The 23,114-nt window shown below is 55.9% G+C and carries 15 protein-coding genes and 1 pseudogene; 6 read left to right on the top strand and 10 right to left on the bottom strand.

All coding sequences use genetic code 11. The features are described 5' to 3' along the window. Positions 1–82 precede the first annotated feature (82 nt). Positions 83–634: a spermidine N1-acetyltransferase gene (gene speG / locus ACJ8MK_RS15525; protein WP_004941631.1), complete on the top strand. Its 552-nt coding sequence runs from the start codon at positions 83–85 to the stop codon at positions 632–634. Between the two features lie 200 nt (positions 635–834). Then, positions 835–1,050, top strand: coding sequence for a hypothetical protein (locus ACJ8MK_RS15520; RefSeq protein ID WP_060419990.1), 216 nt, complete (start codon positions 835–837; stop codon positions 1,048–1,050). A gap of 119 nt (positions 1,051–1,169) precedes the next feature. On the opposite strand, the gene ACJ8MK_RS15515 is transcribed toward ACJ8MK_RS15520, so the two are convergent. The 7 genes and pseudogenes from ACJ8MK_RS15515 to ACJ8MK_RS15485 all read right to left on the bottom strand — a co-directional run bounded on the left by ACJ8MK_RS15515 (position 1,170) and on the right by ACJ8MK_RS15485 (position 11,914). Then, complete coding sequence (locus ACJ8MK_RS15515) at positions 1,170–1,436, bottom strand: hypothetical protein (protein WP_049213429.1); 267 nt, start codon at positions 1,434–1,436, stop codon at positions 1,170–1,172. Next, positions 1,433–2,002, bottom strand: coding sequence for a hypothetical protein (locus ACJ8MK_RS15510; protein WP_242447860.1), 570 nt, complete (start codon positions 2,000–2,002; stop codon positions 1,433–1,435). The genes ACJ8MK_RS15515 and ACJ8MK_RS15510 overlap by 4 nt, the downstream gene beginning before the upstream one ends. Positions 2,003–2,156: 154 nt before the next feature. Next, entirely contained in the window at positions 2,157–2,480 is a 324-nt protein-coding gene (locus ACJ8MK_RS15505; protein ID WP_049213428.1) for a hypothetical protein, read from the bottom strand. 9 nt (positions 2,481–2,489) lie between these two features. Continuing rightward, positions 2,490–3,695 (bottom strand): annotated as a pseudogene (locus ACJ8MK_RS15500) (DUF637 domain-containing protein); the annotation flags it as partial. Between the two features lie 174 nt (positions 3,696–3,869). Beyond that, positions 3,870–4,253: a hypothetical protein gene (locus ACJ8MK_RS15495; protein WP_043140454.1), complete on the bottom strand. Its 384-nt coding sequence runs from the start codon at positions 4,251–4,253 to the stop codon at positions 3,870–3,872. After that, entirely contained in the window at positions 4,250–10,186 is a 5,937-nt protein-coding gene (locus tag ACJ8MK_RS15490; RefSeq protein ID WP_442517874.1) for a DUF637 domain-containing protein, read from the bottom strand. The genes ACJ8MK_RS15495 and ACJ8MK_RS15490 overlap by 4 nt, the downstream gene beginning before the upstream one ends. 60 nt (positions 10,187–10,246) lie before the next feature. Then, positions 10,247–11,914, bottom strand: coding sequence for a ShlB/FhaC/HecB family hemolysin secretion/activation protein (locus tag ACJ8MK_RS15485; RefSeq protein ID WP_049194855.1), 1,668 nt, complete (start codon positions 11,912–11,914; stop codon positions 10,247–10,249). Positions 11,915–12,290: 376 nt separating this feature from the next. Here ACJ8MK_RS15485 and ACJ8MK_RS15480 point away from each other — a divergent pair, with 376 nt between their 5' ends. Together ACJ8MK_RS15480 and ACJ8MK_RS15475 are read left to right on the top strand one after the other, a co-directional pair. After that, positions 12,291–13,745: an SIR2 family protein gene (locus ACJ8MK_RS15480; RefSeq protein WP_049194856.1), complete on the top strand. Its 1,455-nt coding sequence runs from the start codon at positions 12,291–12,293 to the stop codon at positions 13,743–13,745. Next, a complete protein-coding gene (locus ACJ8MK_RS15475) occupies positions 13,742–14,233 on the top strand; it encodes a TIR domain-containing protein (RefSeq protein ID WP_103774365.1) in 492 nt (163 codons plus the stop codon). Before ACJ8MK_RS15480 ends, ACJ8MK_RS15475 begins: the two co-directional genes overlap by 4 nt. A gap of 69 nt (positions 14,234–14,302) precedes the next feature. Here ACJ8MK_RS15475 and pstB read toward each other — a convergent pair whose 3' ends face one another. The 3 genes from pstB to ACJ8MK_RS15460 are packed head-to-tail and all read right to left on the bottom strand — an operon-like array spanning position 14,303 to position 18,961. After that, the gene (gene pstB, locus ACJ8MK_RS15470) at positions 14,303–15,115 is read right to left on the bottom strand and encodes a phosphate ABC transporter ATP-binding protein PstB (RefSeq protein WP_019452422.1); all 813 of its coding nucleotides are present in this window, start codon (positions 15,113–15,115) and stop codon (positions 14,303–14,305) included. Between the two features lie 28 nt (positions 15,116–15,143). After that, positions 15,144–16,793 carry a phosphate ABC transporter permease PstA gene (pstA, locus tag ACJ8MK_RS15465; protein WP_033648825.1) on the bottom strand — a complete coding sequence of 550 codons (1,650 nt, stop codon included), beginning with the start codon at positions 16,791–16,793 and terminating at the stop codon, positions 15,144–15,146. Continuing rightward, entirely contained in the window at positions 16,790–18,961 is a 2,172-nt protein-coding gene (locus ACJ8MK_RS15460) for an ABC transporter permease subunit (RefSeq protein ID WP_128884861.1), read from the bottom strand. Before ACJ8MK_RS15460 ends, pstA begins: the two co-directional genes overlap by 4 nt. Before the next feature lie 396 nt (positions 18,962–19,357). Between ACJ8MK_RS15460 and ppk1 the strand changes: the two genes are divergently transcribed. After that, positions 19,358–21,421 carry a polyphosphate kinase 1 gene (gene ppk1, locus ACJ8MK_RS15455; protein WP_033648827.1) on the top strand — a complete coding sequence of 688 codons (2,064 nt, stop codon included), beginning with the start codon at positions 19,358–19,360 and terminating at the stop codon, positions 21,419–21,421. A 10-nt stretch (positions 21,422–21,431) separates the two neighbouring features. Further along, the gene (gene ppx, locus ACJ8MK_RS15450; protein ID WP_033635528.1) at positions 21,432–22,982 is read left to right on the top strand and encodes an exopolyphosphatase; all 1,551 of its coding nucleotides are present in this window, start codon (positions 21,432–21,434) and stop codon (positions 22,980–22,982) included. Positions 22,983–23,114: the final 132 nt, after the last annotated feature.

Here is a 23,114-nt window from a genome sequence, read left to right as displayed (position 1 = left end):
CCACGCGGCGCCGTTTTTTTTTCGCCTTCATCCATTCTGTGAAGTTATACTTTGCACAATTTCACGGCACAGAGGAGCCCACATGTCCAGCACTGCCAGCGTCAGGTTACGCCCATTGGAACGGGACGATCTGTCGTTCGTCCACCAGATGGACAACAACGCCAGCGTTATGCGCTATTGGTTTGAAGAACCCTACGAAGCCTTTGTCGAGCTTTCCGATCTCTACGACAAACACATCCACGATCAGAGCGAGCGCCGCTTTATCATCGAGCACGAAGGCGCCAAGGTCGGCCTGGTGGAGCTGGTGGAGATCGATCACATCCACCGCCGCGCAGAGTTCCAGATCATCATCGATCCCGCCCACCAGGGCAAAGGCTATGCCAGCACCGCCGCCCGCTTGGCGATGGACTACGGCTTCTCGGTGCTGAACCTGTACAAGCTGTACCTGATCGTCGATAAGGAGAACCCGAAGGCGATCCACATCTACAGCAAGCTGGGCTTCAACGTGGAAGGCGAGTTGATCGACGAGTTCTTCGTCAACGGCGAATACCGCACCGTGCTGCGCATGTGCATCTTCCAGCCGCAATACCTGGCGAAGTTCAAAACGCCCAATGATAAGCCGCTGGTGAAGTGACGGTCAGCAAGAAAAAGAGAAAACCCGCGCAGGCGGGTTTTTTATTGGGAAATAAGTGGCTAGTATTAAGGCATGCTATTTTATCGTCAGGAAATAGTCTGATGAATGCGGAAATAAATAATATTTCCCGAGATAATTAATCGAACAATAATTCATATTGATAGTAAGAGTTACCCTCTACCTCTACAAAGGAAAATATAATGACGACCATCTCAAACCTGCTGCTTTTTATCGGTCTGGTCATGTTCGCCATAACCGCCGGCCTAAATACCTATAGCGGCTACGCCTCCGCAGATCCCAATAGCGCCCCGCTGTTTTCCCCGCTCTGGTGGACGCGCTGGTTCCCACTCTACGCCTCGGGCGCTGCGTTGCTGTTGATAGGGCTGGTATTGCGGTTTTCGGGGCGGGGACGATAAAAAAACAGAAACGGCTCCGAAGAGCCGTTTCCATACGTGGGTCAGCAGCCTCCATAAACGGTATTATTTACCTATTTATGATGCATAGCACGTTGCTGAAATAGGGGCGAAGCCATTTCCTAACTTATTTCCTTGATAATATTCTGTACGATAGGTGTAACAGCTGCTGTCAATTTTTCATTGTCAATAGTGAAGATCAAAAGTTCAATATCGCTTTCCGCATCAAGTAGCAACTGTCGTAACCATTTTTCCTCTATCGCTACAATACTGTTACCTGCGTTATCTATTTCTGATTGAACTTCAGCCACAGATAGTTTTCCCTCTAAAAAGGCCACACAGGAAAACCTAAGTTTTTTAATTACATCGGGATAAATCCACTCACTCATTTTTCACTCCTACGAAGGATTGTGATTATGATGTTACCATTGTTTTCAGTAACCACACCAATGTCACCAGCCCGATAAATTGTCCTTTGAATACCATTGGATATGCTTGTTTCAGTAACACCTGTTTTAATTACATGTTCAACTATATTTGGAGAAATGGTTTTTCCAGGTCCAATGGTTCCTGCTGGGGAACCTAAGCTTGTTGGTTGCATTCGGTCAACGGCATGTTGAGAGTAAAGACGATCACCTATACGTGCGTATTGACGTCCATCAACTGTTTTTTTCGGATAATTTTGCCAAGAGTCCCACGGAAGTTTCGTCTCACTTTTGGGCATGCGGTCTAGAGCAATTAATGTGTTTTTCTCGGCAGCTTTGGAAGTAGCTTTAAGCGTGTTACTAGTTATTTTTACACCCAGCTTACCTGCACCGGCGGCCCCAGCAAACAGCCCTAGCCCGGCCATCGTCAGTTTACCAAACTCCAGACCTGCACCAAAAGCGCCATCCACGCCGGCATGTTCGTACTTCGTCTTGAATGTTTCGACCCGCCCCAGGTATTCCTGTTTCACACTCTCGCCGATAATCGAGAAGCGTTCATCATTTTTATCAGGATTAAAAATCTAAAACCCCTAGCAATCCAGAATACAAAACGCCCGACAAAACTTATCAGGCGTTATAGGACTGGAAGTGTCAACCGCTATCAGAGCCAGTCAATTTAAAAGGTTACTCGGCGGGCCACGATAAACCGTTTTTAAATTTTTCGTACCAGAATAACCTTGAATATTGATCATCTCGTTCGAAATGGTAAACCAAGTCACGAGTATGTTCATCCAGGTGAAATTCATATTTATACAATGCTATCGCTAATTTTTCTTGTATATTATAAATCTCATCAAACTTCAATTGGCTTTCCTCATAAGTAAGCCTGGCTATTTCTGCGATTAATTCTTCACAGCGTGAATTATACTTGATAACATATTGCTTTATTAAATTCACACTATCTTGGTAACGTTTTAGCTCTCTCTCCATATCACTCCAAACATCCATAATAATCACCTATTTATTTCTCATTGGTTGAATGTGCCCAACTTGCTTAGTTGATGGATTATATATCATTTCTAATCCAGCCCCCTCATACTTAAAATACCCCGGAGCTCCTCTTGGATCTGCGACTACCTTCGGTTTGCTGTTCATAATTTCACGTGCTTGTAAGAAAGGAGCTGGTCGTCCCTGTCCCCATAGCCTTTCATAGTATTCTTTACTGAATTTAAAGTCATCAGCAGAATAAAATTTACCGTCAAAGACTATCGGCTTGCTACGACCACCTCGAGAAGCTTCAAGGACTACCCCTGCGGTTGATAATAATATTGCGGCCCCTTTCACAGCCTCTTTAGATAGCCCTGAAAATTTACTAGCATTTTCAATCCATTGATTCAATACAAAATCACTACCATCATTTAATTTGTCACTTTCAGTATAAGTAAATAGCTGAGACAGCTCCATTTCAGGATAGAGAGGATAGTTACCATAGCGTTGCTTTTCATGTAAAACCCAGTAATTAGCAAGTAATTGATCTTCATATTTGGTGCTTTTATATTTTTCCATCAAAGCTTCATAGTTAACACGTTCCTCTGAACTAAGAGACTCCTGTGCAGTACAATTAACTTGTCGACATGAGGCTGCCAACAATCGAGCCTCTTTTTCCTTGTCTCCTTTAGCCAACTCTTTAATCGCGTTCAACTCATCCAGATGCAGTTGACGATTAAAACGCTCAACGACTTCAGCAGCATTTGCTCCGCTATTAGCTCCATTAGCCTTGCCTGTCGCCAGCGCTCCGGCAAAGGCGCCCGCTACGCGGCTGATTTGAGCCTGACGCTCTTGCCAGCCTTCACTTCTGACCAAATTATCATTGATGATCACCCCGGCCAGCTCCGCCGCCAGCGCCCCTGCCGCTGCGCCTTTGGCATTGCCCTTGCCGATTTCTGCGGCCACGCCCGCTAGAACGGCATGGCTTACGGCTCGGCCCGGTATATTGAGAACCTGACCGTTATCCCCGATCAGATTGGCGCCCTCGGCCTGAACCTGGCTGCCGATGTTCGCCAGCAGCGCATTGGTCAGGTTGTCCTTGAAGCTGCCGCCGTTGATGGCGGTATTCAGGCTGGAGCTGATGACCGATTGCCCGGCCACCCGCTGCGCCACCTTGCTCCAGTCGCCGTTGCTCAGCTGCGGCAGTTTGACGTTGTTTGGATTGAGCGGTTTGCCCGCCGCGTCCTATCGGCGTTTATATGGAATACAAAATCAAGAGAAAACGGCTCCGAAGAGCCGTTCGCATGGGCGTTAGATTTCCGTCAACCGTGGCCTATAGTGGTACTTTTTACCTTGGCTCATTTGCATGAGCAAAGCGTGCCTAACCTCAACCTGTTGGGAGCGGTGAGGTTACTCAGGCTTCTCAAGCAATCCAAGCAACTCCATATCATAAAGCAAATCGCTTTTTTCATCTTCGCCAATACCTTGAATTAGAGACTCAAGGTTTGTTTTTTCCAAAATGGAAGAAATTGAGTTTCGGTAATTATTCTCAACATCTTTTGGCCCTCTGCCGGCTATAAGGATGAGTGTAAACACTTTCAGCATTAACATTTCCACAGGCGATAACTGTGCATTTTCGTATTGATAAGATGCATACCCTATTTCTTCAATACCGTACTCCCAGGTCGTACCATTTTTATTAAAAGCATTAATGTGACTTCTACAACAGCTATAAAAGCAATCTAAATACTCAGCTCGCAATTCTTCATAAGTCATGCGTTCTTCATCCATCATTTCAATCTCCCAGGGATCAGCATTACGTCGTTATTGTCGAGAACCTCTACTTTTATTCTAGGGTATTTTTTCTGAAATTGCTCTACGACACCCAAGCAGCTCTCACATGCAGCACGTTCAGTGAAAATGGTGACTCTCCCCTCAGCTGATACATTGTTACCTAACTTATCAGCCAGGTTGTCCAGAATTTTGTACTCTGAATCTGTATTCCTAGATATGAGGATACCATCAGAACTTTTAATGGTTTCATATTTAAAGTTTTGGTTTCCATCACCTATGAAACTTTTTTCTGCTTTAGCTATCCTGCTGTGTGCCGCAAGTGTTTTCGGCATACCAGGAACATCGATTTGTGCAACAGCTGCATTTCCTTTTTTTCGGATTTTTTCCGCAAATGGCGCCCTAGCATCCAATACCTGCTGCCTAAACGCAGCAGCCTGTTGAACGGTCTTCTCATTGACCAGATACCCTTTCCAGGCGCTGGTTGGCCCTACCAGTTTGGATGACAGGTACTGGTTGCCGACGTTCGCTTTACCCATACCGGCAAACGTGCTGGCAATAGAGACCGCCATCACCGAGGCATTCACCCAGTCCGGCGACCACCCGGTCAACTTGCTGATTTGTTCTATCTGCTGGTTGCGAGCAAACAGCTGGCCGTCGGTTATCTGGTCGCCCAAATCATACGTGAATAACTTTTCGCTGTCATAGCCGGCAAACGCCGGATAGTTGCCGAAGCGCTGGCGCTCTTTTTGTACCCAGTAATTGGCAATGAGGCCGTCTTCATCCCGCGTTGACGGGTACTTATTCATCAGGGCTTCAAACTGCTTGCGTTCGTCTGAGTTCAACGCCTCTTGCGTGGTGCAAGCTACTTTTCGGCATGAAGCCGCCATCAGACGCGCTTCTTTTTCCTTGTCACCCTTAGCCAACGCTTTAATGGCGTTGAGTTCTTCCTGATGCAACTGTCGATTAAAACGCTCGACAAACTCACCCGCATTTGCACCGCTGGTGGCACCTGCTGCTTTGGCGGTTACGATGGCCCCTGCAAAGGCGCCCGCTACGCGGCTGATTTGAGCCTGACGCTCTTGCCAGCCTTCACTTCTGACCAAATTATCATTGATGATCACCCCGGCCAGCTCCGCCGCCAGCGCCCCTGCCGCTGCACCTTTGGCATTGCCCTTGCCGATTTCTGCGGCCACGCCCGCTAGAACGGCATGGCTTACGGCCCGGCCCGGTATATTGAGAACCTGACCGTTATCCCCGATCAGATTGGCGCCCTCGGCCTGAACCTGGCTGCCGATGTTCGCCAGCAGCGCATTGGTCAGGTTGTCCTTGAAGCTGCCGCCGTTGATGGCGGTATTCAGGCTGGAGCTGATGACCGATTGCCCGGCCACCCGCTGCGCCACCTTGCTCCAGTCGCCGTTGCTCAGCTGCGGCAGTTTGACGTTGTTTGGATTAAGCGGTTTGCCCGCCGCGTCCTTGCTCCAGCCCATCGCGCTGTCGAAACCGTTGAGCGCGCCGCCGATCGCCATCGCCGTGGCGGTCGCCTTGACGTTCTCATTGCTACCCAGCGCCTGCAGGGTTTTTGACAGGTTGCCCTGGTTCTCCACCAACGCCACCGCCGCCTGGGAGGCCAGCGAAGACATCCCGGCGGTGACCGCGCCGCTGGTTACCGCCCCGCCGCCCACGGCGCCGGAAACGCTGGAGGCCGCCGAGGCCGCCAGTGAACTGCCTGCGGTCACCGCCGCTGCCGCGATGGCGATCACCGCCGCCACCGCCGGGTTCAGGTGCTGGCTCTTGTAATCCCAGCTGTCGTAAGCGTCTTTGACCTTGCTCCACTGCACGTCGTTGCGCTTGTTCAGATCTTTGACCCAGGTGGTGCCCGGCGTATTGCCCAGGGCGTCGATGGCGCTTTGCAGCGCCTGGCCGTTTTTCACCTTCACATCGGCGCTGACGCCCTTGGCGGCCTCTACGGTCAAGGCGCCACCGGTATGAATGCTCGGCAGCACCCACTTATTGTCTTCGTACCCTTTATTGGCCTGCTTGATAAAGAAGCCTTTCGAATTGCTGACGGTCTGTTCGAAAGAGGTGTTTTTCACCGCGCGGAAGTTAACCTGGCCACGGGAGCTGGTCAGGCGTGCGTTTTGTCCAGCGGCGATTTTGCTGGCTTCATAGGTGCTGTCGTCGCGGCTCATCAGCGTGATATTGCCGGCGGCGGTAAACTCGGTAACCTTGTTGGTCACGTCGTGGCGGGTCTGCTTAACCTCGGTTTTCTTGCCCCACCATTTGCGCTTGGTTTCCTTTTTCTCGTAATGGCTGGACTCTTCCATCGCCTGGGCGTAGAGATAGCCGCCCTTGGCGGCGATATCCATATTGCCGACACGCCGAGCCTCTGCCTGGTTGTGGGCATCGACCTGGGCTTTTTGTTTGGCCTCGTCCGCCCCTTTGCTTTTCGCCTCGTTGCGGGCGGTTGCCAGGCGTGATTGAGCGCCATCGCGATCTTGCGTGGCCTGAGTAAGGCGCTGTTGCGCGTTATTGAACGCTGATTGCTCGGCATTTATTTCATTCGGAAGGATATTCGCACGCTTCTCTTTTTCCAAGAGTTCATGGGTGATGCCGATACCCTCGGCAGCGAGGGCGGCACTTTGTTGCCATAAACCCCAATCGTTAATTTCCATTAACTTGCCATGCTTGGCGGAAAATTCCTGAGTCTTCCTTAAATTATCTGCTTGTCTTTGTCTTAGCGTATCAATGTCACGCTGCAACGTATTAAATTCATTGCTTTTACTGTTTTTCGCTTGTTCAGCCCGGCTCTTGTCCTGCAGAGCCTGATTGATACGCTGCTGTGCATTTTGAAGCTGCTGCTCTGCAATGGCTATCCGACTCCCCCAATCCGTCACCGCCACCGACGGTTTCCAGTTCGCCCCTAATCCTTTAACCACCAGTTTGGTCGCCTGGAACAGAATGCTGCCGCCGGAAATCACCGTCATCAGGCCGCCGGCATTCAGCTCGGTGCCCTGCTGAGTGCGAGTTTCGGTGAACTCGTTGCCGCCCTCGCGGTAAGTGTGATTTTGCACCGCCTCGAAACGCATATCGCCGCCGGAAGTCAGCGTCATGTTGGCGCCGGAGGTCAGCCTGGCGCCGTAAGTCAGCAGTTGGTTATTCGCCGACGCGGTCAGGTTTTTACCCGCGCTGAGGGCTGTGACCACATGGCGGTCGTCTTTGTTGTTGTCGTTGGCGGCATCAATGGCGGAATAGGCCAGGTTCGACAACCATAGATTCTGCCCGGCCAGCAGCGTGATATTGCCGTTAGCGGAGAGCGCGCCGCCCTGGGTGCCGATGTCGCGGGCCGAGTTAATCAGCAAATTGCCGCCGGCGTGTACCCGGCTGCCCAGTTCAGGCGTGCGGGACACAGGGAAAAGCGCATTGAATCGGCCGTCAAGTTCACGGTAGTTAAGATCGGCGTTATGGGCGGCTAACAGCGTAACGTCCTTATCCGCATTAATCTTGGCGCCGCGGAGCGCCAGATAGCCACCGCTATTGAGCAGAACCGAACCCGTTGCCCTCATTTGGCCACTGGCCAACAGCTGGTTGAAGTATTCCTGCCGTTTAGCCGGAGAAACCGGCCCCCCCAATAGCGCCCCCTCCAACAACGCGCTGTTTTTTACGATTGCAATGCTGCCGTTAGCCGTCATGGCGATATTGCGACTTTGCGGCGCCAGCAGCGTATTCAGCAACGTAATGGTGCTGCCAGCCGTGAGAGACAAATCGCGTGAAGCCTCAAGGCTGCCCAACCAACGCGAACCGTCAGGGCGGAAGTAGTGAGGTTTCTCGCTGGAATGTATCTTTATCTCACCGTTTTTGGCGTTTAGCGTGACGTCCTGCCCTTTCAGCTCACTTTGCCAGGCGTCGATGGCGTTGACCGCCGTCAGAGACAGCTCTTTTCCGGCGGCCAAAATGCCTTGCCCAAGAACAATCCGATCTTCGGCAATCGCGGTGATATTGCCGCCGGCACGAATCGCATCAGTACCGACGATATTTTTGGCATGCAGCAGAACATTCCGTGCCTTTAGCGACTCTGGCCTGCCGGAGGTGACCACTTCATTCAGCTGATTTTCATGAGGCGTCGGCGTACTGATCTCTATCTTATTTTTAAAATCCGCAGTGAGATTATTGCCGGCGGTAATCGATGATTTTTGCTGCCCCTTTGCTCGCCAGACGACAAGTTCCTGCTGCTTGGTATAAGGCGCTTTTTCCGTGACATACAGCAGATCCCAATCTCCGGGAGGCGCATCTTCGTCACGGGCAAACGCCCCAACGCCAAACGTGTTCGTTCCCAGACGCCAGTACCGATCTTTCTGGCCGAGTTGAATGCTCTTTACGGTAAAATCGTTCCCCGTCAGGATCAGATCTTTGGCCGCGCTGATATTCGACTGATCGTTCCATAACGTTGTCGCGTTGATATAAGCGTTGTTGCCTGAATTTATCACCCCCGGCGCCTGCGATTTCACCAGAAGATACTCGTCTTTCCCCACATTAACCTTGTCGCCTTTCGACAGGTTGATTTCGCCAAACCAACTGCCGATGCCAAAGTCCTTCAGTTCAGGCTCCAGCAGCACAATAGCGTCAACACCTTGCCGTGAGTCGTAATAACTTCCTACCAAGGATTTATTGAACGCTTTAGAGTTAGCGGGAGTATTTTTCCAAACGGCTTGAACCTCTTGCCTGACATTGTTCAAATTCTCCGTGCGTATAACCAAGTCACCGCTGTTGGTCTGAATGCGTGCAGAGCGGTTTTCTATCTGTTTGGCTTTATTCCCCTGAGCGTCTTTCTGAATCCAGAGATTATTGTTGCTATGCAATGCGGTGTTGTCGCCATCACGTAGTGCCACATTGCGTACCGTATCGGCAAACACCCGCATATCGCGATGCGCCGTAACATTGCCGTTGTTATTGAGCGTATCGGCAGCCATTGTCACGTCACGTTCACCGCGCACCTTAACGCCCGATGAGATATGAATTTCCCTGGCGCTGGCGTTCAAGTCTGTCGCTGCCTGTGTATTGCCCAACTCAATCCGCCCGCTAACGCTCAGCGTAATATCCCGCTGTTTGCTGGTGAGGTCTTTCAGGTTAACCCCTACCCCATCCTCATTGGCCACCAGGCGGATTTTGTTGGCGTACATGCCGCCCAGTGCCTTGGTGTCCACCGCCAACACTGGTTTGGCGCCTTCGCCAGCGATCGGCTTGATGGTGCCGTCTTTAAAACTGATGCGGTTAGCGCCCTGGGTCAGCGACAGGTTTTGCGCGTTGATTTTGCCGTTCAGCTCGGTGGCGCGGCTGATGATGTCAACATAGTCGGCGCCGCTGCCGTCCAGCCCTTTACCGCCGATGGTGACGCCGCCTTTTTTCACCTCCAGCGCCTCCAGCGCGCCCTGCTTGTCGAACTGCGGTTTGCCGGTGGTTAACGTCACGCCCGGCGCGTTGATAAAGCCGCAGCCGTTGCAGGTGATGCCATTCGGGTTGGCGATCATCACGTTGGCTTTGTTGCCGAACACCTCGAGCTTGCCCTGCAGCTCGGAACGACTGCCTCCGGTGACTTCGTTGATGATAAGTTCTGCTGGCTTCCCTTTCAGATTCGGGTTGCCCTTTGCATTCTCAATAGTCACGCCCAGTTGGGTCTTGCCACCCTGGATGGCATTATTCAGCACCGCACCGGGCGTACCGACGTTAAAATCCTTGTAGGTATTGTGTGAAATCCCCGCGCCGTTCGGCGTGGCGATATTCACCACCGGTACGTTGCCCGGCTTGATAACCACCTGCGTATTGCCGTTAGCGGCGGTAATGCCGGCGGCGAACGCCGGGTGCAACGGCTGGAAAGCCGTCAGGTAGATCAGCAAATAGCTGGCGCCCCGCGCCAAAGGGGAAGTGGACTTATCCATATTCATTCCTTCGAAAGGATGTTGTTTTGAACGCCGAGGCGCTCCTGCTGTGTGCTGGCGTTATAACGTGACGGTGGCTTGCCAGTAGGCCACCCAACGATCCGGTTGCAGGCTGCCTGGGTGCGTCAGCGATTTACCGACGGTGACCGCCTGATTGAACCAGCGGCCGTTTAACGTCGCGCTCAGCGCCGCGCCGGCGACGCTGCCGCCGTCTATCAGACCGGCGCGCCCCTGCAACCAACCGGCGTCTAACGCGCCGGTGAAAGAAAGCTCTCCCAGCCCCGGCAACGTCTGCCATTGCCAGTTGAGTTCATTGCGCCAGTAGGCGCCGCGATTTCCGGTCAGGTACTGCTCTTTAAAGCCACGCACCGAGTATTGCCCGCCAATGGAAATGCGCTCGCCGGCATACAGGTTGTCTGCGCTGGTTTGCCCATAGGCCGAGGTCAGGTAATAGAGAGAGGGGGCGAGCGGATAAAAGTAGCTGGCGCTGAGGCCAAGCTTGCGGAACTCGCTGCGCGGCGCCCCGTCGCGCTCAGGATCGTCGGCGGTGGCGCCCAGCATGCGCAGCCCGCGGCTTACCGTCGGGTTCAGCGTCATATAGCCGCCGCCCGCAGCCGCACTGTAATTGAGGCCCAGGCTGGCGACGCTGAGCGTCGGGCTGCTGACGCCCAACCGTTCCCCCGCCAGCTTATTTTCCGTGGTACGCCGCGCCAGCCCGATATCGACGGCCAGCTTGCGTTTGCCATCCCGCAGCAACGTGCGGTTGGCGCCCAGACGCTGGGTCTGGTTGTTGCCCTGATAGCGGTAAGCCGCGCCGTTGAACGGCACCCGCTGGAAAAAATCGTTCCAGGCGTACTGGTAACTGAACAGCCAATAGCCGTAGGGTAAGGTGACGCCGCCGTTCAGGCTGCGGCTGCGGTAATGCGGGCTGAAATCGTTATTGCGCGCTGCGGAAAGCGACCATTGATCGGCGAGGCGCAGCGGGTTATCCAGCGTGAAGGCGGCGTTCATCTGCCCGGTGCCGGTGCTTTTCTGGCCGCTGTTGTCGGCGCCGAAAGAGAAAGAGACCGGCGCGCGCCGGGCGCCACGCAACAAAACCACGTTGGAAAAGCCGGGTTGTTCGCCGGGTTGAATATCGATAGCCACCTGTTGCGATGGCAGGCGGTTGAGCTGCTCCATGCCCTGCTCAATATCGCGCAGATTCAATACGTCGCCAACCAGGCCGGGAAACGCCATTTTCAGCGCCAGCGTCTGCTCGCCGTTCTGCGTGATGGACTCGATTCGCCCTTCGCTGGCGCTCACGGTCAACACGCCGCGGGAAATATCCTGCTCCTGCAGCCAGGCCTGCGAGGTGACATAGCCGCGTTGCAGATAAGCATTGGTGGTTTCGCGCACCAGACGGTTGATGTGATCCAGCGTCAGGCAGCGCCCCTGATACGGGCGCGCCAGGCTTTCTTTTACCGACCAGGAAAGATGTTCGGCGCCCTGAAAAACGATTTGCCGCACCGGTTGGCAAACCGCCCCTGCGGCGGCCGACACAGGCAGCGGCAAGGCCGGCAACTCAACGTTATTTTGCAGCGCCTCGCGCTGTTGTTGCGCCTGTTCCAGCAACGTTTTCTGCTGTTGGGTAATGCTGTCGCGGTCAGCAGGGCTGGCGATCTCCGCACACCACGCCGGAGCGCAGAGCGCCAAGAGTGCAGGCCAAATCCCGGGCTTCCATGCACACATTTAAACACATCCATTTACGTTAGTTTACATGGCTTATCGAAGTATATACATTTTACGCCGGCGATCAATGATAATGAGAATTGTTTTTGTTTGATCGGGTTCACAACGTGGTTAAACATCAGGAATATATTTTGTCGAGCTTGCCGCCACATTTCCTGATGGCGGATATTATTAACACATGAATTAAAAACCCAAATAATTACCAATAATAAATTCAAGAGTTAAATAACACGCACAATATCGCTAAAAATAAAAAATAAAGTTTACAAAATTAACCCGCCGTCTTACCGTGATATTTTGTTTAATGCAATTATTCATGAAAGCCATAATTTACAACTAACCAATCAAGAACCTCGAACAATATCAGGATTTCCTAATGCCAGAACGTGATATAGAACTGTTTATTCGTGATTACGTTAATGATATCAAAGCCGGCAGCGCCGCGCTATTTGCCGGTGCCGGGCTGTCCATACCCGCCGGTTTCGTCAGCTGGAAAGAGCTTATCGGTGATATCGCTTATGAATTGGGGCTGGATATAGAAAAAGAAAGCGACCTTATTTCTCTGGCTCAATATCATCTCAATGAAAAAGGCAACCGGCATAAGATAAATCAAAAAATAATTACAGAATTCGCTGAGCAAGCGGAAGAAACTGAAAATCATCGGATCATTGCCAGATTGCCGATAGCGTCACTCTGGACAACCAACTACGACGATCTGATTGAAAAAACCTATGCCCGTTATAATCGCGTCTGCGACGTTAAAACCACGCCGGAAAGTCTGACCAACAATATTCACAAGCGCGATGTTGTCTTATATAAAATGCATGGTGATTATAGAACACCCAACCAGGCGATTATCACCCGCGAACAATACGAAACTTACTCCCGTACACACCTTCCTTTTATCAACATGCTGATGGCGGAGTTGACCGCCAAAACCTTCCTGTTTATCGGTTTCAGCTTTGAAGACCCCAACCTGCAATACGTATTGAGTCGCCTTTACGCGCAGTACGGCGAAGGGAAAAGAAACCACTACTGCATCATGCGGCGCGTTCAGCCTGGCGACAGCGGCAGCGAGGATCAGGCGTCTTATGATTACAACAGCCGAAAACAAAGCCTGATGATCAACGATCTGCGCCGTTACGGCATTCAAACGCTGCTGGTGGAGGACTATCGGCAAATCACCGACCTGCTGTATGCCATCGAAACGCAATTCAAGAAAAGCACGGTGTTTATCTCCGGCAGCGCCGACAACTACCACCCCTATGCCCGTGAAGAGTCCATCCAGTTCATACACCGCCTGGCGCGCCTGCTTATCCGCAAACAGTACCGCATCGTCAACGGCTTCGGTTGGGGCGTGGGCACGGCGGTGATCAACGGCGCATTGGAAGCCATTTACGCCAGCGGGGGGAAAATCAGCGAAAGCCAACTGGTATTGCGCCCTTTCCCCCAATTCGCCAGCGGGAGCATTACGCTGCCGGCACTTTGGCACGAATACCGCCAGAACATGATTTCGCTCAGCGGCATCGCAGTCTTTTTGTTCGGCAACAAGCGTAACGCCGAAGGCGAATGCGTGCTGGCCGACGGTTTATTGAAAGAGTTCCACATCGCTGCGGAACAAGGCTGCGTCTGCATTCCTATCGGTTGTACCGGCGGCGCATCCGCCGAGATCTACCGAAAAATCAAGGAGGAGATGAAAGACACCCTCTATCACCGCCATCCCGTCGCCATGAACCTGCTGGATCAACTTAACGAGCCGGGCAGCCTGGCGGAGAAGAAAACATGCCTGTTGGCACTTATCGATATCATTACTAAGGATAATCCTCGATGACCAGAAAATGTTTTTACAGTTTCCATTATGAGCCGGACAACTGGCGCGCTTCTCAGATACGCGAAATGGGCTCGCTGGAAGGTAACCGGCCGGCCACGGATAACGATTGGGAGGAAGTGAAAAAAGGGGGTGACGACGCCATCGCCGCTTGGATCAAAGGCCAGTTGGACAATCGGAGCTGCGCCGTGATTCTCGCGGGTAAAGATACCGCCAATCGCAAGTGGATCAACTTCGAAATCTGCGAAGCCTGGAAGAAAGGCATGGGCGTGCTGGTGGTGTATATCCATAACCTGAAAGACAGCGCCGGCGAACAAGCCCGAAAAGGCAACAACCCGTTGGATCATATCAAGCTGGGGGACACAAAACTCTCCGCTATCGCCAAAGCCTATGATCCGCCTTATTTGACCAGCGCCAATGTCTATAATCACATCAAGGAAAATCTGGCGGAGTGGGTAGAAGAAGCGATCCGCATTCGCGAAAATTACTGACGGCCGCCCTAAAGACGAAAGGCTGCATTATCCCGCAGCCTTTCGTTCGCTAGGGGTGCGGCACGTCGCTCACCCATACCGCCCGGTAATATAATCCTCGGTGCGGCGCTGGCGCGGCGAGGTGAAGATGGCGTCGGTGTCGTTGTACTCCACCAGCCGCCCCTGATGAATAAAGGCGGTGTAGTCGGAGACGCGCGCCGCCTGCTGCATGTTGTGCGTCACCAGCACCACGCTGTAACGCTGTTTCAGCGCGGAAATCAGCTCCTCGATGGTCAGCGTGGAGATCGGATCCAGCGCCGAGGTCGGCTCGTCGAGCAGCAACACTTCCGGCTCGATGGCGATGGCGCGCGCGATCACCAGGCGCTGCTGCTGGCCGCTGGACAAGCGGAACGCATTTTCGCGCAGCCGATCCTTCACCTCATGCCACAGCGCGGCGGCGCGCAGCGAACGTTCCACCGCTTCATCCAGCAAGCGCCGGTCGCGCACGCCCTGCAGCCGCAGGCCGTACACCACGTTTTCATAGATCGATTTCGGGAACGGATTCGGCCGCTGGAACACCATGCCCACCCGCCGCCGCAGCGCCGCCACGTCGATCTGCGCGCCGGAGATCGCCGCGCCGTTCAGCTGCAGATCGCCCTCGATGCGGCAGTTGTCCACCAGATCGTTCATGCGGTTGAAACAGCGCAGCAGCGTCGATTTGCCGCAGCCCGAAGGGCCGATCAGGGCCGTCACCCGGTGCTTCGGAATGCGCAGCGAAATGTCGTGCAGCACCTGTTTGTCACCATAAAACAGGTTCAGTCCGTTGACCGCCAGCGCGGTCTGTTCATCGTCGAGATGCTGGACATCCAGCCGGGGCAAACTGCCTGGCGTCATCAAACCCATTACGCACTCCCCAAAAATAGCGTCATTGTTACTGCGACCATGCTCGGTACCGCTCCCTCAGCGAATGGCGGATACCCATCGCCGCCAGATTCAAACTCACCACGATCGTCACCAGCAGGAAGGCGGTGGCGAACACCAGCGGCCGCGCCGCCTCTACGCTCGGGCTCTGGAATGCCATATCGTAGATCTGGAAGCTCAAATGCATAAACTTCCGTTCCAGGTGCAGATACGGGAAAATCTCGTCCACCGGCAGCACCGGCACCGATTTCACTACCCCCACCAGCATCAGCGGCGCCGTCTCCCCGGCGGCGCGCGCCACCGCCAGAATCAGGCCGGTCATCATCGCCGGCGCCGCCATCGGCAGCACGATGCGCCACAGCGTCTCGGCCCGGCTGGCGCCCAGCGCCATCGAGCCCTGCCGCAGCGAGGTGGGAATGCGCGACAGCCCTTCCTCGGTGGCGACGATCACCACCGGCAGCGTCAGCAGCGCCAGCGTCAGCGCCGCCCACAGCACGCCGGGCGTGCCGAAGGTCGGGTTGGGCAAGGATTCAGGATAGAACAGCTGGTCGAGCGTGCCGCCTATCATATAAACGAAAAAGCCGAGGCCGAAGACGCCGTAGACGATCGAGGGCACGCCGGCCAGGTTGACCACCGCGATGCGAATCACCCGCGTCAGCAGATTGTTGCCGGCATACTCGTGCAGATACACCGCCGCGATCACGCCAAACGGCATCACCACGATCGACATCAGGATCACCATCAACACCGTGCCGAAAATGGCCGGGAACACCCCGCCTTCGGTATTCGCCTCGCGCGGGCTGTCGGTGAGGAACTTCTTCACCTGCTCGCCCCAATGCGCCAGCTTCTCGCTGGTGTTCATGGCGTTCGGGTACCAGGCATCGCGTACCTGGCTGAGCGGAATGGTCAACGTCTGGCCATGCATATCGCGCAGCAGCAGCGCATCACGCTGGCGATCGCGGTTCAGCCCCGCCAGGCGTTCGGACAGCAGCTGGTATTGCCGCTGCAGCTCCAGCCGCTCGGCCTTGATGGCGTCCTGCGCGCGGGCGTCCAGCTTATCGTCGCGCTGCAGGCGCTTTTCCCGCAGCCGCAGCGCGTCAAACTGCTGATTGATGCGCGCCATATCGCGAAATTGAATGTCGTGCGCCTGGCGCGAGAGCGCGGCGATTTGCGGCAGCCGCTGCTGCAACGCCTGCCCCAGATTGCGGCCGGTCAGTGGTTGCCCGTCCTCCAGCAGCCCCGCCAGATAGCCGTAAGCGGTGCCGTGGCTGTCGCGCTCCAGCACCAGCAGGCTGCGCGGCGTGCTTTGGCTGCCGATGTCGCTGGCCAGTAAGGTGCGGAAATCCTGCCCTTCACGCTCGCGGTTACCGACCTTAATCAGATAGCGTTCGACGCTTTGCGCCTCGCCCGGCGGCGTCACACCCGCCTCCGTCAGCTGGCGGCGCGAAATGCTTTGCTGCTGGTACAGCTCGCCGATCACCGTCACCGGCCCGGCGCCGTTCTGATTCAGCTCGAACTGATAAACCGGGCTCGGCCAGAAATAGCGCATCCCCTGCCCGGCCAACAGCAACAGAATGCCGATCAGCGCCAACAGGCTGACGGCGACCGAGCCGGCGGTCAGCCAAATCCACGGCGACCCGCTCTTCACCCAGTTCTTCATGGCGCCTCCTGATTTGGCGTGTAACGCTTGCGCAGCCGCAGGCGCACCGCCTCCGCCAGCGTGTTGAACACGAAGGTGAAGATAAACAGCACCAGCGCGGTCAGGAACAGCACGCGGTAATGGCTGCTGCCGGAGACCGCCTCCGGCATTTCGATGGCGATATTGGCCGCCAGCGCTCGCAGCCCCTGGAACAGGCTGCCGTCGATAATTGGCGTATTGCCGGTGGCCATCAGCACGATCATGGTTTCCCCCACCGCGCGGCCAAAGCCGATCATCAGCGCGGAGAAAATCCCGGCGCTGGCGGAAGGCAGCACCACCTTGATCACCGTCTGCCATTGGGTGGCACCCAGCGCCAAAGAGCCCTGGCTCAGGGTAGCCGGCACGCTGAACAGCGCATCCTCCGCCAACGAGAAGATGATCGGCACCAGCGCGAAGCCCATCGCCACGCCCACCACCAGCGCATTGCGCTGGTCGTAATTATCCCCCAGCCAGAAATGCAGCGGCTCACCGAACAGCGCCACCTCCAGCCGCGGCCCCAGGCTAAGCGCCAGCCACACCGTCAACGCCAGCAGCGGCAACAGCAACAGCAGATCGACACCCGGCCGGCAGCGCGGCATAAAGCGGTGGGTCAACGCGCCGCACAGCAGCACCGCCGCCGCCAGCAGCAGCGGCAACGCCAGCACCGCCAACAGGTATTGCTCGATGATCGGCGCCAGCCAAATGCCGGCCACCAGCCCGATCACCACCGTCGGCAACGCGCCCATCACTTCGATAGCCGGTTTGATCACCCGCCGCAGCCCCGGCGTCATAAAATAAGCGGTATAGATAGCGCCGGCCAGCGCCAGGGGAATGGCGAACAGCATCGCGTAAGCCGCCGCCTTGAAGGTGCCGAAGATCACCGGCATCAGGCTGAATTTCGGTTGATAACTGTCTTCACCGGAGGTGGATTGCCAGACGTAGGCCGGCTGCGGGTAGTTCTCATACCACACCTTGCCCCACAGCGAACGCCAGGTGACGTCTGGATACGGATTGTCGAGCGCGTAGCGCTGCCAGCCCTGCGCGCTCTCCAGCAGCAGGCCATCGCCGCGCGGCGCGAACGCCATCTGCCGCACCTCGGCGCCCAAGCGGGCATTCAGCAGCGGCTGCGGCTGAATGGCGGAGAACAGCGAAAAACCGCCGTCGGGCCGCAGAGTGGCGAATACCCGGCGGTAAGGCTCGGCCACCGTCAGCTCCCGCCCGTCGGCGCCGTGGTCGAAATGCTGCACTGGCGTCAGGCGCCAGCGCCGATCTTTTTCCACCTCAAACCACTCGCGCAGATTGCCGTCGGCGCCCTTGATCAGCAGCGCGCTGCCGCCGGGCAGCGCCGTCATCTGATACGGGGCATGTTCGCCAAGGGTACGCGTTTCACGCAGCTGCAGCTGCGCGCCGTCGATCTGATAACGCGCCAGCCGGTTGCCGGTCAGCAGGTAAAGCTGGCGGCCATCCGGCGTCAGCACCAGTTGCTCAGCATCATGTTCCAGCGGGCGCTCGCTGAACTGCGGCGGCCGATCGGGGCTGAAACGGCCGAACACCAGGCGCCGATCGTCGGTCACCCCGGCCAGCAGATACTGCCCGCGATGCGCATCCGCCAGCGTCATCAGTTTCAGCGGCTTGCGCTGTGGATCCAGCGCCAACGGCTGCTGCCCGAGCGGGAACAGCCACTGCGGCCGGCCGGTCTCCGCCGTCGCGAAATCCGCGCGCGCCACCACCAACCGGCCGTCGGCCTGCGCCAGCGCAAACAGATCGCGCTCTCCGGCGGCCTGCGCGAGCAGCGCCGGCTTGGCCAACAGCGTCTGCTGCGCCAGCGGCGCCTGGGGCTGGCCGTTCGGGGTCGGCGTCAGGCGATAAAATTGCCCCGCGCCCTGCGCGTCGATGCGGTAACCGACGCGCTGCTGCACGTCCATGCCCAGCGCCAGCGCCGGGGCCGACGCCGCGATCGGCAGCGGCTGCGCCTGGCCGAGCGAGGCCGGTTTGAACAGCGGCAGCACCGCAAACAGCAGATAAACGAAGATCAGCATCAACGTCATCAGCACCATCAGCCCGCTGGCGGTCACTGCCGCCTGCACGCCGCGGTCGATGCGCCCGCGCATGCGATCTCGGGGATGTTGATTGGCCGTCGTCTGTGTCATGTGTCTCGCTGTCGCTGATGTAATCGGGCTTGCGCCGTAAGATAACCGGGCATCTTATGTCAGTTTTATGACGTTTGCATGACAAAGTTACCCTGCTTTGCCCAGGTTTTTTACACTGCAAACAGACAATATGGCGTCGGTATATTGCTGAAAAATGACCGTAAACACGCTTAATGTCACTAAAAATGAGCCTGCTAATCGTCATTTCATGCTACTCACTTCACTGCCGGGCGTCCCGCCTCGGCGAAAATTTATTGCCGCCGAAAAATGCCGCGCGCCAACGCAATGGATATGTTGGACTTTCCTGTCAATCTCTCGCAATAATGATCCAGGACACTAGAGCGGCATCCGGGCGCTGCGTCCCGGATCCTATTCTAAATTTGAACTGGAGTGGCAATGGGTCAGGAAAAGCTCTACATCGAAAAAGAACTAAGCTGGTTATCCTTTAATGAACGCGTGTTGCAGGAAGCCGCAGATAAGAGCAATCCCCTGATTGAACGTATGCGTTTTCTGGGCATTTACTCCAACAACCTCGACGAATTCTATAAAGTCCGCTTCGCCGATCTCAAACGGCGCATCCTGATCAGCGAAGAGCAAGGCTCCGCCGGCGCCTCGCGCCACCTGCTGAAAAAGATCCAGGCCAAGGTGCTGAAAACCGATCAGGAGTTCGACGGCCTGTATAACGATCTGCTGCTGGAAATGGCGCGTAACCAGATCTTCCTGATCAACGAACGCCAGGTGTCCGAGAACCAGCAAATCTGGCTGCGGCAATATTTCAAACAGCATCTGCGCCAGCACATCACGCCGATCCTGATCAACCACGACACCAACCTGGTGCAGTTCCTGAAAGACGATTACACCTATCTGGCGGTGGAGATCATCCGCGGCGCGCGCATCGACTATGCGCTGCTGGAGATCCCGTCCGACAAGGTGCCGCGCTTCGTCAATCTGCCGCCGGAAGCGCCGCGCCGCCGCAAGCCGATGATCCTGCTGGACAACATTCTGCGTTACTGCCTGGACGATATCTTCAAGGGCTTCTTCGACTACGACGCGCTCAACGCCTACTCGATGAAAATGACCCGCGACGCGGAGTACGATCTGGTGACCGAAATGGAATCCAGCCTGCTGGAACTGATGTCCTCCAGCCTGAAACAGCGCCTGACCGCCGAGCCGGTGCGCTTCGTGTATCAGCGCGACATGCCGAACGAAATGGTGGAACTGCTGCGCGGCAAGCTGGGCATCTCCAACTACGATTCGGTGATCGCCGGCGGCCGCTACCACAACTTCAAAGATTTCATCAGCTTCCCGAACGTCGGCAAGGCCAACCTGGTCAACAAGCCGCTGCCGCGCCTGCGCCACATCTGGTTCGACGGTTTCCGCAACGGCTTCGACGCCATTCGCGAAAAAGACGTGCTGCTCTACTATCCGTACCACACCTTCGAGCACGTGCTGGAGCTGCTGCGCCAGGCGTCGTTCGATCCAAGCGTGTTGGCTATCAAGATCAACATCTACCGGGTGGCGAAAGATTCACGCATCATCGAATCGATGATCCACGCTGCGCACAACGGCAAAAAAGTCACGGTGGTGGTCGAGCTGCAGGCGCGCTTCGACGAAGAAGCCAACATTCATTGGGCGAAGCGCCTGACCGAGGCCGGCGTACACGTGATCTTCTCCGCGCCGGGCCTGAAAATCCACGCCAAACTGTTCCTGATTTCACGCCGTGAAGGCGATGAAATTGTGCGCTATGCTCATATCGGCACCGGCAACTTTAACGAAAAAACCGCGCGCATCTACACCGACTATTCGCTGTTGACCGCCGACTCACGCATCACCAACGAGGTGCGTCGGGTGTTCAACTTTATCGAGAACCCCTACCGGCCGGTCACCTTCGACAACCTGATGGTGTCGCCGCAGAACTCGCGCCTGAAGCTGTATGAGCTGATCGACAACGAAATCGCCAACGCCCAGGCCGGGGAACAGGCCGGCATTATGTTGAAAATTAATAATCTGGTGGATAAAGGGCTGGTAGATCGGTTATATACCGCGTCCGGCGCCGGCGTGAAGATCCGCCTGCTGGTGCGGGGCATGTGTTCCCTGATTCCCAACCTGCCGGGGATCAGCGACAATATTCAGGTGATCAGCATCGTCGATCGCTTTTTGGAGCACGACCGGGTTTACGTTTTCGACAATAAAGGTGACAAACGGGTGTATCTGTCCTCCGCCGACTGGATGACCCGCAACATAGATTACCGTATCGAAGTGGCGGTATCGCTGCTGGATCCGGCGCTGAAACAGCGCGTTCTGGACATTCTGGAGATCCTGTTCAGCGATACGGTCAAGGCCCGTTATGTGGATAAAGAACTGAGCAACCAGTACGTGCCGCGCGGCAACCGCCGCAAAGTGCGTGCCCAGGTGGCTATTTACGAGTATTTAAAAGCTCTGGAACAACCAGGACAGTAGGCCAGCAACTATGCCGCTAAAAAACACTGCAACGAACAAACCGCAGGAAATCGCCGCCATCGACCTCGGGTCGAACAGTTTCCACATGGTGATCGCCCGCGTCGTCAACGGCGCCTTACAGGTATTGGGCCGTTTAAAACAGCGGGTGCATCTCGCCGACGGATTGGACAGCAACAACGTACTCAGTGAAGAGGCGATAGAACGCGGCCTGGCCTGCCTGGCGCTGTTTGCCGAACGGCTGCAGGGCTTCCCGGCGGATAACGTCACCATCGTCGGGACGCACACCCTGCGTCAGGCGGTGAACGCCGAAGTGTTCCTCAAGCGCGCCGCCAAAGTGATCCCCTACCCGATCGAAATCATCGCCGGCCAGGAAGAGGCGCGTCTGATCTTCATGGGCGTGGAGCACACTCAGCCGGAGAAAGGCCGCAAGCTGGTGATCGACATCGGCGGCGGATCCACCGAGCTGGTGATCGGCGAAGACTTCGAGCCGCTGCTGGCGGAAAGCCGCCGCATGGGCTGCGTCAGCTTCGCCCAGCTGTTCTTCCCGGGCGGCGAGATCAGCAAAAACAACTTCCGCCGTGCGCGGCTGGCGGCGGCGCAAAAATTGGAAACGCTGGCCTGGCAGTACCGCATTCAGGGCTGGCAGTACGCGCTGGGCGCCTCGGGCACCATCAAGGCCGCCCACGAAGTGCTGGTGGCGATGGGGGAAAAAGACGGTCTCATCACCCTGGATCGCCTGGAAATGCTCGCCGAACAGGTGCTGCAGTTCAAAAGCTTCAGTTCGCTGAGCCTGCCGGGGCTGTCAGAGGATCGCCAATCGGTGTTCGTGCCGGGGCTGGCTATCCTGTGCGGCGTGTTCGACGCGCTGGCGATCCGCGATCTGCGCCTGTCCGACGGCGCGCTGCGCGAAGGCGTGCTGTATGAAATGGAAGGCCGCTTCCGCCATCAGGACATCCGCAGCCGCACCGCCAAGAGCCTGGCCGATCATTACAACATCGACCGCGAGCAGGCCAAGCGGGTGCTGGAAACCACCGAGCTGCTCTACTCGCAGTGGATGGCACAAAACACCAAGCTGGCGCATCCGCAGCTGGAGGCTCTGCTGAAATGGGCCGCCATGCTGCACGAGGTGGGGCTGAGCATCAACCACAGCGGCATGCACCGCCATTCGGCCTACATTCTGCAAAACTCCAACCTGCCTGGCTTCAACCAGGAACAGCAGCTGCTGCTGGCGGCGCTGGTGCGTTTCCACCGCAAGGCGATCAAGCTCGAAGAGCTGCCGCGCCTCAACCTGTTCAAGAAGAAGCACTACCTGCCGCTGATCCAGCTGCTGCGTCTGAGCACCCTGCTCAACAACCAGCGTCAGTCGACCACCACGCCAGAAACGCTGCGCCTGACCACCGACGACAACCACTGGACGCTGCGCTTCCCGGCCGGCTACCTGGCACAGAACAACCTGGTGCAGCTCGATTTCGAGCGCGAACAGGCCTACTGGAACGACGTCGTCGGCTGGAAGCTGCTGATCGAAGAAGAAGGCTCGCAAAACGAACAGCGCTCCGCCTGATCCCCCGCCCCCTGCCAGACAGGGGGTTTTTCTTTCCGCCCTCGCCCCGTCAACCTAAACGAAGCCCTAATACGCCACCCCGCACGCCGGAAAAAAATGGACAACTTTTGTCATCAGCGCCTAAAATCCGCT

The organism is Serratia sp. CY38905, assembly GCF_052168875.1.
Lineage (GTDB): Bacteria > Pseudomonadota > Gammaproteobacteria > Enterobacterales > Enterobacteriaceae > Serratia > Serratia sarumanii.
This window is presented reverse-complemented; position numbering and strand designations above follow the sequence as displayed.

Excerpts from the sequence above, each read along its gene's own strand:
- speG (WP_004941631.1), top strand. The coding sequence starts at position 83 with ATGTCCAGCACTGCCAGCGTCAGGTTACGCCCATTGGAACGGGACGAT.
- ACJ8MK_RS15520 (WP_060419990.1), top strand. The coding sequence starts at position 835 with ATGACGACCATCTCAAACCTGCTGCTTTTTATCGGTCTGGTCATGTTC.
- ACJ8MK_RS15515 (WP_049213429.1), bottom strand. The coding sequence starts at position 1,436 with ATGAGTGAGTGGATTTATCCCGATGTAATTAAAAAACTTAGGTTTTCC.
- ACJ8MK_RS15505 (WP_049213428.1), bottom strand. The coding sequence starts at position 2,480 with ATGGATGTTTGGAGTGATATGGAGAGAGAGCTAAAACGTTACCAAGAT.
- ACJ8MK_RS15495 (WP_043140454.1), bottom strand. The coding sequence starts at position 4,253 with ATGATGGATGAAGAACGCATGACTTATGAAGAATTGCGAGCTGAGTAT.
- ACJ8MK_RS15490 (WP_442517874.1), bottom strand. The coding sequence starts at position 10,186 with ATGGATAAGTCCACTTCCCCTTTGGCGCGGGGCGCCAGCTATTTGCTG.
- ACJ8MK_RS15485 (WP_049194855.1), bottom strand. The coding sequence starts at position 11,914 with ATGTGTGCATGGAAGCCCGGGATTTGGCCTGCACTCTTGGCGCTCTGC.
- ACJ8MK_RS15480 (WP_049194856.1), top strand. The coding sequence starts at position 12,291 with ATGCCAGAACGTGATATAGAACTGTTTATTCGTGATTACGTTAATGAT.
- ACJ8MK_RS15475 (WP_103774365.1), top strand. The coding sequence starts at position 13,742 with ATGACCAGAAAATGTTTTTACAGTTTCCATTATGAGCCGGACAACTGG.
- pstB (WP_019452422.1), bottom strand. The coding sequence starts at position 15,115 with ATGGGTTTGATGACGCCAGGCAGTTTGCCCCGGCTGGATGTCCAGCAT.
- pstA (WP_033648825.1), bottom strand. The coding sequence starts at position 16,793 with ATGAAGAACTGGGTGAAGAGCGGGTCGCCGTGGATTTGGCTGACCGCC.
- ACJ8MK_RS15460 (WP_128884861.1), bottom strand. The coding sequence starts at position 18,961 with ATGACACAGACGACGGCCAATCAACATCCCCGAGATCGCATGCGCGGG.
- ppk1 (WP_033648827.1), top strand. The coding sequence starts at position 19,358 with ATGGGTCAGGAAAAGCTCTACATCGAAAAAGAACTAAGCTGGTTATCC.
- ppx (WP_033635528.1), top strand. The coding sequence starts at position 21,432 with ATGCCGCTAAAAAACACTGCAACGAACAAACCGCAGGAAATCGCCGCC.